Annotated in this window: 9 protein-coding genes; 3 read left to right on the top strand and 6 right to left on the bottom strand. The window is 38.0% G+C overall.

Going from position 1 to position 11,413, the window contains the following annotated elements; genetic code table 11:
- Nucleotides 1-135 precede the first annotated feature (135 nt).
- Nucleotides 136-1,143 carry an NAD-dependent epimerase gene (locus tag HMPREF3129_RS02890; RefSeq protein WP_036918448.1) on the top strand — a complete coding sequence of 336 codons (1,008 nt, stop codon included), beginning with the start codon at nucleotides 136-138 and terminating at the stop codon, nucleotides 1,141-1,143.
- 229 nt (nucleotides 1,144-1,372) lie between these two features.
- On the opposite strand, the gene hns is transcribed toward HMPREF3129_RS02890, so the two are convergent.
- Complete coding sequence (hns, locus tag HMPREF3129_RS02895) at nucleotides 1,373-1,777, bottom strand: histone-like nucleoid-structuring protein H-NS (protein ID WP_004243249.1); 405 nt, start codon at nucleotides 1,775-1,777, stop codon at nucleotides 1,373-1,375.
- 509 nt (nucleotides 1,778-2,286) lie between these two features.
- Between hns and HMPREF3129_RS02900 the strand changes: the two genes are divergently transcribed.
- Nucleotides 2,287-2,883, top strand: a complete 597-nt coding sequence (locus HMPREF3129_RS02900; RefSeq protein ID WP_004243248.1) for a thymidine kinase — start codon at nucleotides 2,287-2,289, stop codon at nucleotides 2,881-2,883.
- A 1,176-nt stretch (nucleotides 2,884-4,059) separates the two neighbouring features.
- Here HMPREF3129_RS02900 and adhE read toward each other — a convergent pair.
- The gene (gene adhE, locus HMPREF3129_RS02905; protein ID WP_070486767.1) at nucleotides 4,060-6,723 is read right to left on the bottom strand and encodes a bifunctional acetaldehyde-CoA/alcohol dehydrogenase; all 2,664 of its coding nucleotides are present in this window, start codon (nucleotides 6,721-6,723) and stop codon (nucleotides 4,060-4,062) included.
- Between the two features lie 514 nt (nucleotides 6,724-7,237).
- Between adhE and HMPREF3129_RS02910 the strand changes: the two genes are divergently transcribed.
- Entirely contained in the window at nucleotides 7,238-7,882 is a 645-nt protein-coding gene (locus HMPREF3129_RS02910; protein WP_004243244.1) for a YchE family NAAT transporter, read from the top strand.
- Between the two features lie 92 nt (nucleotides 7,883-7,974).
- On the opposite strand, the gene HMPREF3129_RS02915 is transcribed toward HMPREF3129_RS02910, so the two are convergent.
- From HMPREF3129_RS02915 to HMPREF3129_RS02930, 4 genes are read right to left on the bottom strand one after another with little or no spacing between them, the layout of a single operon-like run.
- Complete coding sequence (locus HMPREF3129_RS02915; RefSeq protein WP_004243243.1) at nucleotides 7,975-8,688, bottom strand: ABC transporter ATP-binding protein; 714 nt, start codon at nucleotides 8,686-8,688, stop codon at nucleotides 7,975-7,977.
- Nucleotides 8,678-9,514, bottom strand: coding sequence for an ABC transporter ATP-binding protein (locus tag HMPREF3129_RS02920; protein WP_004243241.1), 837 nt, complete (start codon nucleotides 9,512-9,514; stop codon nucleotides 8,678-8,680). Before HMPREF3129_RS02920 ends, HMPREF3129_RS02915 begins: the two co-directional genes overlap by 11 nt.
- Entirely contained in the window at nucleotides 9,507-10,337 is an 831-nt protein-coding gene (locus tag HMPREF3129_RS02925) for an ABC transporter permease (protein ID WP_036918445.1), read from the bottom strand. Before HMPREF3129_RS02925 ends, HMPREF3129_RS02920 begins: the two co-directional genes overlap by 8 nt.
- Nucleotides 10,337-11,377, bottom strand: coding sequence for an ABC transporter permease (locus HMPREF3129_RS02930; protein ID WP_070486769.1), 1,041 nt, complete (start codon nucleotides 11,375-11,377; stop codon nucleotides 10,337-10,339). The genes HMPREF3129_RS02925 and HMPREF3129_RS02930 overlap by 1 nt, the downstream gene beginning before the upstream one ends.
- Nucleotides 11,378-11,413 lie beyond the last annotated feature (36 nt).

Below are 11,413 nucleotides of genomic sequence, written 5' to 3' on the forward strand. Positions count from 1 at the left end.
ATGATAAATTACAGTGCTAATATTGATATATATATCGGCATTGACTAGGTTAAGCGTTATGATGTTAATTGAGGTGATATTAAGCATGATAGCGTTTAGCGCAGAAATCAATTAATTGGGTTATTTGAGTATAATATGAAAATATTAGTAACAGGTGCAGCAGGATTTATTGGCTATCATTTAAGCCAGCGTTTGATAGAAATGGGTTATCATGTTATCGGGATAGATAATCTCAATGATTATTATGATGTGCGCTTAAAAGAAGCACGATTAGCTAAACTTAATCAGTTGGATAACTTCCAATTTGAGAAAATTGATATTACAGATTCAGTGAGTATTGCGCAATTATTTGCTGATCACTGTTTTGATCGAGTTATTCACTTGGCGGCTCAGCCTGGCGTTCGCTATTCAATTGAAAACCCAATGGCATATATCGATGCTAATATTGTAGGCCATATTAATATATTAGAAGGTTGTCGCCATCATAACGTTGGGCATTTGATTTATTCGTCATCAAGCTCGGTATATGGTTTAAATCAAAAGCAACCTTTCTCTACAGAAGATAGTGTTGATCATCCGGTGTCACTTTATGCTGCGACGAAAAAAGCAAACGAATTAATGTCTCATAGCTATTCTCATTTATATCAGCTACCCACAACAGGACTGCGATTTTTTACCGTATATGGCCCTTGGGGGCGTCCTGATATGGCTCTATTTAAATTTACTAAAGCTATGTTAGCGGGTGAGCCTATCGATGTTTATAATGGCGGAAATATGACCCGTGATTTCACTTATGTCGATGATATTGTCAGTTCTGTGGTACGTTTAATTAATATTATTCCTGAACCCAACCCAAATTGGACCGTAGAGCAGGGGGAAACTTCATCAAGTTCTGCACCTTATAAAATATATAATGTGGGTAATGGGCAACCTACAAAGTTAATGGATTTTATTACAGCAATAGAAAAATCACTCAATATTAAAGCTAAATTGAACTTAATGCCGATGCAAGATGGTGATGTACTTTCAACCTGTGCTGATTGTAGCGATTTAGCTCAGACAACAGGTTTTTCACCCAACACTGCAGTAGAGTATGGTGTGAAGCAGTTTGTGGATTGGTATGTAGATTATTACCAGCAATAATCAGAGCATAGATATAATGCACAAGACAAAAAGGAGCCTTAAAGCTCCTTTTTTATTATAAAATTAACTAATTAATTTTATCAATACATTCACTATATTTGTAAAGCCCTTTTTATTTAAAAGCTTCATCAGCCTATTAAAGTTAAACGCTCGTTTAATAAAAATGACTAAACAAGAAAAATACCCTTTTAATTTTTAAAAGGGTATTTTAAATAGAGTATGCATTAAATTAGATGAGGAAATCTTCTAGAGATTTGCCTTCTTCTTCAATTGCACGTTTGATTACAGCTGGTGTACGGCCTTGGCCTGTCCAAGTTTTAGTTTCACCATTATCATCAACGTATGAATATTTAGCAGGACGTGCTGCACGTTTAGCACGACCAGTTTTGCTTGCGCCAGCAGCTTCAAGCAGGTCAGTTGGATCAATACCATCGGCAATTAATAGCTCACGGTATTTTTGTAATTTTTGCTGACGTTCTTCAATTTCAGCTTGCATTGCTTGTTCTTCTTCGCGGCGTTCATTAACAACGACTTCAAGTTTCTCAAGCATTTCTTCTAAAGTTTCTAAAGAAGTTTCTCTTGCCTGTGCACGAAGAGTACGGATGTTATTTAATATTTTTAAAGATTCGCTCATTTTCCTGGTCTCAAATAAATGTTGTTGGCTGATGTAATACTAATAATAGATTGCTATTTAAAATTCTGCAATAGCTAAATACAAACCAAACGTAAATTTTCTTTTTTTAAAACGAATATCTTTACAAAAAAATATTAAAAGTTGGGGCATCTTTCGCCAATAAAGGAAATATTAGTAATGATATACATCTTTTAACTGGTGATAGCGCTAATGTAAAAGAATAGAAAACGTTGTCTACTTTTTTATAATAACGGATTTTTTTCTAAAAATGCGCTTAGAGTAACTTTCATAGTTTAATAACTGTATATCAAAGGCGGGGTTAATATGTTAAGTACCTATTAAGGCTATTTATTTTTTAAACAAAAAATTTGCCTCATCAGTGTTCCTGCGCTTTTTTCGCTATATCTTTTATAGAAATAAAGGCTATAAATAGTTGTCGTTGATAACTTCTCGTTTGTTTATGTTAAACTGCTTCCCGCGATAATACACACTATTTAAGGAGAGAGCTGATGGCTCAGCTTTACTTTTATTATTCAGCTATGAATGCCGGAAAATCAACATCTTTATTGCAGTCTTCTTATAACTATAATGAGCGAGGAATGCGAACTTTGATTTTTACGGCAGCGATAGACACGCGTTTTGCCAAGGGAAAAGTAACCTCAAGGATAGGGTTAAGTGCTGATGCATTGCTTTTCAGTGATGATATGAATATTCGTGATGCTATTTTAGCTGAAAATAATAAAGAGCCTATTCATTGTGTTTTGATTGATGAATGCCAATTTTTGACTAAAGCACATGTAGAGCAACTTTGTGAAATTACCGATAGTTATGATATACCCGTTTTAACCTATGGCTTAAGAACGGATTTTAGAGGTGAATTATTTACCGGTAGTGCTTATTTGCTTGCATGGGCTGACAAGCTCGTTGAGCTTAAAACAGTTTGTTACTGCGGGCGTAAAGCAAATAAAGTATTACGCTTAGCGGCAAATGGGAAAGTACTTTCAGACGGCGCACAAGTGGAAATAGGTGGTAATGAAAAATATGTTTCAGTGTGCCGCAAACATTATACAGAGGCTACGTTAAAAGGACGAATTGAACAGTTATAATGCAAAATTCCTCTTCTCTATTGTTAATTGGTGCGGGAATAGAGAGGGGGAAATATAATCGTCTAAATAAATGTTATCTCTTGTTATACTAAAAAAAGGTTATCTATTTTTAGAAGTTACGTTTTATATTTACTGTATTTTATAATTCATAACTGAAAATAGCATCAATAATGTAAAAAAATGTTAGTTTTTTTCTAGAAACATTTATTCGTTTTCTCCGTTTCATTATCTTTAATCAATAAAAAGGTAATCAGATATACGTAGGTTCTTTGTTTTGTGATGTAGATATTGATTTTTACAAATGTTCTAAGATGATGACATTTGATACTTCGCCATTATTTATAGTTTAATAAAACTGAATAAAGAAGAGAAAAAATGCTTGTGAGTGAAAAAATATTTCAACCATTTAATGGCTCAGGTGAAATGTTTATATCTAAATATTCATATTGGTTATGAGTAAAAAAGAGGAAACTGTGCTTAATAGACCAAATATAAACATGTGGATTACCACTAAAGTAGTATTTATTAGATAAAAAATACACAAATAGCCCCTACTTTGAATGTTATATACTGCTTAATAAGCAAAAGTGAGTTCGATAATATTTTATTGAAATTTTATTTTTATAAGTTTATTCCTTTCTTCGATAGATCAAAATCTTTTGATATTTCTCTTTTTTATTGTGTTGCGGTAAAAAGTGCTTATTAAAAAATAAGCACCTCATTTTATTACATTAATAGTGCCTACTTTTGCTAAACTCTCATTTTTGTGTGATAAGCCTTATCATAGGAATAATTGTGTCGTGTGGTTTAACTCAATGAGAAATTTTAGCGTTTTCATTTCTAGGTAATCAGATATCAAGGCGCTGTAAAGCACGTTAAGCACTTAATCACGGTTAAGCTGAATAAAGAGATGGATATTGATAAAAATGAGGGAGAGGGCGATTGGTGCTGTTTTAGCAACGTATACCTAAAAGTGATAATCATAAGGCGGCTATCTCATCTATCTTGCTGGACGTCATATTAAATACAAGGAAGAAAAATAAATTGAGAGATAAGGGGATTAGAACATTATTGTTATCCATTGATAGACAAAATAAAACCAGCCACAAGGCTGGTTTTATAGTAAAGCAATCATCGAAGATTGAAGGCTAATCTGTTAATACAGAGATAGCGCTATTATTTCTTACTGCTTTTTTTCGCAGGCTTCGCTTCTTTTACCTCAGCAACAGGGTGCTCGTTAAATTCGCGGCCGTAGTAAGAATCTAATAACAGTTGTTTTAACTCAGAGATCAGCGGATAACGTGGGTTAGCACCAGTACACTGATCATCAAACGCATCTTCTGATAATTTATCCACTTCCGCTAAGAAATCACTTTCTTGTACGCCTGCCTCACGGATAGAAGCAGGGATACCTAATGAAGATTTCATCTCTTCTAACCAAGCTAACAGTTTTTCAATCTTAGCTGCAGTGCGATCACCAGGAGCAGACAGTTCTAAGTGATCAGCAATTTCAGCATAACGACGACGTGCTTGTGGACGGTCATATTGGCTAAATGCAGTCTGTTTTGTTGGGTTATCATTCGCGTTATAACGAATAACGTTAGAAATTAATAACGCATTGGCAAGACCATGAGGAATATGGAATTCAGAGCCTAATTTATGCGCCATTGAGTGACAAACCCCTAAGAAGGCGTTAGCAAATGCAATACCTGCGATGGTGGCTGCATTGTGGACACGCTCACGAGCAACCGGATTTTTTGCACCTTCATGATAGCTTGCTGGCAGATATTCTTTCAGCAATTTCAGAGCTTGCAGTGCCTGACCATCAGAATACTCATTAGCTAATACAGAAACATAAGCTTCTAATGCGTGAGTCACCGCATCTAAACCACCAAAAGCACAGAGTGATTTAGGCATATTCATCACCAGATTGGCATCTACAATCGCCATATCTGGCGTTAATGCGTAGTCTGCTAATGGATATTTTTGGCCTGTTTCATCATCAGTCACAACAGCAAATGGTGTAACTTCAGAGCCTGTACCTGATGTTGTGGTAATTGCTACCATTTGAGCCTTCACACCCATTTTCGGGAATTTATAAATACGTTTACGAATATCCATAAAGCGTAATGCTAATTCTTCGAAGTGTGTTTCTGGGTGTTCATACATTACCCACATAATCTTAGCCGCATCCATTGGTGAACCGCCACCTAATGCGATGATCACATCAGGTTTAAAGCTGTTCATCTGCTCTGCACCTTTGCGTACGACACTTAATGTGGGATCTGCTTCAACTTCAAAGAAAACTTCCGTTTCAACACCAAATTTTTTCAGTACATTGGTCACTTCATCAACGTAACCGTTGTTGAATAAGAAACTGTCTGTAACGATAAATGCGCGTTTTTTACCATCAGTTGCAATCTCTTCCAGTGCAATAGGTAAGCAACCACGGCGGAAATAAATTGATTTAGGAAGTTTGTGCCACAACATATTTTCTGCTCTTTTCGCCACGGTTTTAGTGTTGATAAGGTGTTTTGGCCCTACGTTCTCAGAAATGGAGTTACCACCCCATGAGCCACAGCCTAAAGTGAGAGAAGGAGCGAGTTTAAAGTTGTATAAGTCACCAATACCCCCTTGCGATGCCGGTGTATTGATTAAAATACGGGACGTTTTCATTTTGTCGCCAAAGTAGGCAACATGTTCAGGACAGTTGTCTTGATCGGTATATAAACAAGAAGTATGACCAATACCGCCCATTTCAACTAATTTTTCTGCTTTATGTACCGCATCTTCAAAGTTTTGTGCATGGTACATTGCTAACAGAGGCGATAGTTTTTCGTGAGCAAAAGGTTCTGCATCAGTAGTTTCTTTAACTTCACCAATTAAAATCTTAGTGTTAACAGGCACTTCAATACCGGCCATTTCTGCGATTTTCACTGCCGGTTGACCAACGATGGCCGCATTCAAGTTACCATCTTTTAAGATAATATCTTGAACAGCTTTTAACTCTTTACCGGTTAACATGTAGCCGCCGTGAGTGGCGAAACGTTCACGAACTTGTTTATAGATACTGTCTACGACGATAACAGATTGCTCTGAAGCACAAATAACCCCATTATCAAAGGTTTTTGACATCAAAATAGAAGCAACTGCACGTTTAATGTCTGCTGAGTCATCAATAACAACAGGAGTATTACCTGCACCAACACCGATAGCAGGTTTACCTGAACTGTAAGCGGCTTTTACCATTCCTGGGCCACCTGTTGCTAAGATCAGGTTAATATCATCATGGTGCATTAATGCATTGGATAATGCCACTGAAGGTTCATCGATCCAGCCGATAATATCTTTTGGTGCACCCGCGGCGATTGCAGCGTTTAACACAATTTCAGCCGCACGGTTTGTGGCTAATTTCGCCCGTGGATGTGGAGAGAAAATAATACCGTTGCGTGTTTTTAAGCTGATTAATGCTTTAAAAATAGCGGTAGAAGTAGGGTTAGTTGTTGGCACGATACCACAGATAATACCGATAGGTTCAGCAATAGTGATAGTACCGTAGGTTAAATCTTCAGACAAAATACCGCAGGTTTTTTCGTCCTTATACGCATTGTAGATATATTCTGAAGCAAAGTGGTTTTTGATCACTTTATCTTCAACGATACCCATGCCAGACTCTTCAACAGCTAATTTTGCAAGAGGAATACGGGCGTCAGCGGCAGCTAATGCAGCAGCACGAAAAATTGCATCAACTTTTTCTTGAGAAAAGTTAGCAAATTCAAGCTGAGCTTTTTTTACACGAGCAACCAGATCATTGAGTTCAGTAACGTTAGTTACGGACATAAAGAGACTCCTGATAAAATGTTAAACTTTTTAAGCAAATTAGCCGGTAAAATCATCACTAAATAAGAATAGCTCAAATCAAAATTTCTATACTTATTTAAGTCATTATTATTAGAAGCCCTAATTTGCTTAAAAAGCTAAGAAAAAACAATAACAAATACAAATATATTTTAAAAAGATCTCCTTTTTCTGAATGATGACAGCTTATCATCTTTCTAATTAATTAAAGTGATCTGCATCACAATAATAGCAAGCTGACACCTTTCAGCAAGCGTTTAAATGGTAATGATAATTAATTACAAAAATAAATGGACTATTTTTTTGTTGTAAGACTCTCTAGGATATAAAATTAAATCACTAGAGTTATGGTTGTTTACTAGCGAAAAATTTAGCCAAAATAATGTTAAGTAATAGAATTAACTGGTTTATTGATTTAAAGTAACGCGCATTTTTTGGAGTTACTCTATCTTTTAGAGCATAATTCGCATGTTTATTAGCCAAGAAGGGGCTTTTCATGGGGGCACTGCTGGATTTATCCGGTTATATTAAATTTTTTGTCGGTCTTTTTGCTATTGTAAACCCGATAGGGATCTTGCCTGTATTTATCAGTATGACGAGTTATCAAACGGATGCAGGACGTAATAAAACAAACTTAATTGCCAATGGCTCCGTTGCGATTATTTTGGTTATTTCCCTATTAATAGGTGATTCGATACTGAGTATTTTTGGCATCTCTATTGACTCATTTCGTATCGCTGGGGGGATGCTGATAGTGACAATCGCAATGACCATGATAAATGGGCGCTTAGGAGAAGATAAACAAAATAACCAAGAAAAAAATGAATCAGCAGTACGTAGCAGTGTTGCGGTGGTGCCTTTAGCATTGCCATTGATGGCAGGTCCTGGCGCAATTAGCTCCTGTATTGTTTGGAGTTCACGTTGGGAAGGGGTGACTAATTTCTTAGGTCTTGCTGCGACCAGTATCTTTTTTGCTTTTTGTTGCTGGTTACTGTTTCGTAGTGCCACTTTATTAGTTAAATACTTAGGTCAAACCGGTATCAACGTTGTCACGCGTATTATGGGGTTATTGTTGATGTCGTTAGGTATTGAATTTATTGTCACCGGGTTACGTTCTATTTTTCCGGGATTATTAGTATAAGCACAGTGTAATATTACCAAAGGAGCAGTATTGATATTTAATACTGCTCTTATCATTTCTCTCTTTGTTATCTTTTTTGTGGCTATTTTTAATTAATCAAGACGATGAAGCCCTTGAGAAAGCGCTTTTCTATCATAATAGCAAGTCAATTGACCCTCTTCCATTAGCGCTGCGCTATCCGACATATGTGCAATAACATCTGCATCATGGCTGACCAAAAGGTAAGTCATGTTATGTTGTTTTTTTAAGGTATTAAGCAGATTTAAAATTTCTGCTTGTACCGACATATCCAGTGCAGAGGTTGGCTCATCTAACAATAACAACTGTGGTTGCAACAGTAATGCTCTGGCTATAGCCACACGTTGACGTTGTCCACCTGATAGTTGATGTGGATAACGATAAGCAATATCGCCTTCTAAACCGACTTGCTCTAACGCTGAGGTTATTGTTGTTTTATCATAAGCAATATGATGAATTTTTAACGGCTCAATAAATGCTCGTTCTATCCGATGTTGAGGGTGTAATGAAGCATAGGGATCTTGAAACACCATCTGTATGTTACGGCGTAACTTACCTTGAAAGCGTTGCTGTGGCTTAATTGCTTGCCCTAACAACTTAATATCCCCTTGCCAATGATGTAATAATCCGGCTATAACCCGTAATACAGTTGATTTACCGCAACCAGAACGACCAATTAAACTAAAGGTTTCGCCTTGTTTAACTTGTAGATTGACACCTTTTACCACCTGCTTAATCTGTCTATTTTGTTCAAATTGAACGCGTAAATGATGAATATCAATTAGCATAAGGTGTACCTTTAAAATTCAGTGTTCTATCTAATACCGGTAATTGTGTGCCATAGGTACTCGCATTAGGGCGACAGGTCCATAAGGTGCGGGTGTATGGATGTGTGGCTTGAGGTAATGCTTTTGCCTCAAGTTCATCCACTTGCTCCCCTTGATACATGACCATAACACGATCACAATATTCAGCCACTAAAGGTAGATCATGGCTAATTAACAACAAAGCCATATCTCGTTGTGCGCATTGGGTAATGATAAGTTCTAATATTTGATGTCGTAGCTGTGCATCTAGTGCGGAAGTTGGCTCATCCGCAATCAGTACCGTTGGGTTATTAATCAGCGCAATAGCGATCATCGCGCGTTGCCCCATACCGCCCGATAATTCACCGGGGTAGCGAGAAATACTCTGTTCCGGTAATCCCACGGAAAGCAAAGTTTCAGTAATTAATGCATGTCGATCTTTATGGGATAATTTTTGATGGAGTTTTACCGTTTCTTCTACTTGCTGATAAATGGTTTTCACTGGGTTTAATGCATAACGAGGATCTTGTAATACCATTGATATTGTTTTTCCTCGTAACTGGTTCCATTGCTTAGGAGAATAAGCGAGGAGATCGTCCCCCATAAAATGCAATTTATCAGCAGAAACTTTGCCCGGCTTACGCACTAAGCCCATTAATGAGCGTGCCGTCATCGATTTTCCTGAACCAGATTCACCCACCAGCGCTAACCGCTCTTGTCCTAACTGAAAGGAGACATTATTCACCACTCTAGCACGTGGAAAATCAATACACAGATTATCGACTTCGATTAAAGGGGCTTTATTCATGGCTTTCTCCTAATACATCGCGTAATCCATCACCCAATAAGTTAAAAGCAAGGCTACTGATTAAAATTGCCGTACCCGGAATAGCTGCCACCCACCACTGATCAAAAATAACGGGCATCCCTTCGGCAATCATTGCTCCCCATTCCGCCATGGGAGGGCGAGCACCTAGCCCAAGGAAACCTAAACCTGCTGCAGCAAGAATGATCACCGCTAAATTAAGGGCTAAACGTACAATGGCAGAAGGTAAACATAAAGGAAGAATGTGCCCCCATAATAATCTAATACCTTTAATTCCCATCATTTCAGCGGCTGCAAGGTAATCACTTTTGCGTAAGTGTTGAATTTCACTACGGGCTTGGCGGGCATAAGCCGGCCATGCTGTAAGTGCAAGGGCTAATGCACCGTTAAGTAATCCCGGCCCTAACATGGCGACAAAGGCAAAGGCTAAAATTAAGGAGGGCATAGACATAATGATGTCGGTAAAACGCATTAAAATCCGCTCTGTCCAACCGCCGTAATAACCGGATAAAATGCCAATAAATAGCCCTAATGGTAGTGTTATCAAGGCAACAAGACCCACCAAACCTAACATTGGGCGTGTACCATAAATTAAGCGTGAAAGAATATCGCGACCATAACTATCAGTACCTAACCAGTGTGCAGCATTGGGGGCTAATAAGCGTTGTGCAGCGTGTTGCCAATTTGGATCATAAGGCGCTAGCCAAGGGGCAAAAATGGCAATTAGTAGCAGAAGAAGCAACAATGACAGACCGATAAACGCTGAAGGTGAACGCGCTATTTTTGTTAAAAAGGAGAGTGACATTAGCGTAACCTCGGATCAGTCAAACGAATAACGATATCTGTCATATTATTAATCAGCACAAAACATAGACCAATAACAAGTGTGCCCCCCATAATTGCGGTGGTATCACCCGCAAAGAGAGCCGTTGTGAGATAACGGCCAATCCCCGGCCAAGAAAATACCGTTTCTGTTAATACGGCACCTTCTAACATCCCTGTATAAGACAAGGCGATAATGGTCATCAACACACCGCGAATATTAGGTAATACATGGGTAAATAAGAGACGTAATTCGCCAATCCCTTTTGCTCTGGCGAGAGTGACGTACTCTTTATTCATCTCATTTAAACAGGCAGAGCGTGTTAAACGGGTAATAGATGCCAGCGCAAAATAGGCTAGCAGAGAAACCGGTAATATGAGATGTGATAGGGCGTTTAGAAAGGCATCTTTATCACCTGCCAGTAGGGTGTCAATCAAGGCAAAGCCGGTTACTGGCTCAATGGTAAATTGATAAATATCATCCAAATGTCCTGGGCCTGCAGTCCATTGCAATGTGGCATAAAAAATAAGGAGTAGTATTAAACCTAACCAGAAAATAGGGACTGAGCTACCTAATAGCGTTAAAAAGCGTAAGATAAAATCAAAGGGGGTGCCAACAAAACGCGCACATAACACACCAAATAAAACCCCCAAACTAGCGCCAATGATTAAGGCGACAGTGGCTAATTCTAAAGTGGCTGGAAAGGTGGCAATTAAATCATCAAATACCGGTTGACCCGTTGACGTCGCCGTACCTAAATTTCCTTGCAATAGTGCTTCTACATAGTGGAAAAATTGCATGTAGATGGGTAAATCTAACCCTAACTCATGTTTTACTTGATTATAAGTTTCAATACTGGCGTGATCACCAACAATTTGTAAAACAGGATCCACAGGGGAAAACGCAGAAAGCGTAAAAGTAATAACCAGTAACCCTAAAAGTGTTAGCGCCAATGTCAATATACCTTGAACCAAGGTAAACAACTGGCTTTTTAGGCGAGTGGATATCGTGAGTGTATTCATACGGCAACAGCCTTGAAATCGCAAAAAATAGACCAC

The sequence above is a fragment of the Proteus sp. HMSC14B05 genome, assembly GCF_001808035.1.
Lineage (GTDB): Bacteria > Pseudomonadota > Gammaproteobacteria > Enterobacterales > Enterobacteriaceae > Proteus > Proteus mirabilis.

What these genes read in the sequence shown, in the direction of transcription:
- HMPREF3129_RS02890 (WP_036918448.1), top strand. Translation starts at nt 136, where the DNA reads ATGAAAATATTAGTAACAGGTGCAGCAGGATTTATTGGCTATCATTTA.
- hns (WP_004243249.1), bottom strand. Translation starts at nt 1,777, where the DNA reads ATGAGCGAATCTTTAAAAATATTAAATAACATCCGTACTCTTCGTGCA.
- HMPREF3129_RS02900 (WP_004243248.1), top strand. Translation starts at nt 2,287, where the DNA reads ATGGCTCAGCTTTACTTTTATTATTCAGCTATGAATGCCGGAAAATCA.
- adhE (WP_070486767.1), bottom strand. Translation starts at nt 6,723, where the DNA reads ATGTCCGTAACTAACGTTACTGAACTCAATGATCTGGTTGCTCGTGTA.
- HMPREF3129_RS02910 (WP_004243244.1), top strand. Translation starts at nt 7,238, where the DNA reads ATGGGGGCACTGCTGGATTTATCCGGTTATATTAAATTTTTTGTCGGT.
- HMPREF3129_RS02915 (WP_004243243.1), bottom strand. Translation starts at nt 8,688, where the DNA reads ATGCTAATTGATATTCATCATTTACGCGTTCAATTTGAACAAAATAGA.
- HMPREF3129_RS02920 (WP_004243241.1), bottom strand. Translation starts at nt 9,514, where the DNA reads ATGAATAAAGCCCCTTTAATCGAAGTCGATAATCTGTGTATTGATTTT.
- HMPREF3129_RS02925 (WP_036918445.1), bottom strand. Translation starts at nt 10,337, where the DNA reads ATGTCACTCTCCTTTTTAACAAAAATAGCGCGTTCACCTTCAGCGTTT.
- HMPREF3129_RS02930 (WP_070486769.1), bottom strand. Translation starts at nt 11,377, where the DNA reads ATGAATACACTCACGATATCCACTCGCCTAAAAAGCCAGTTGTTTACC.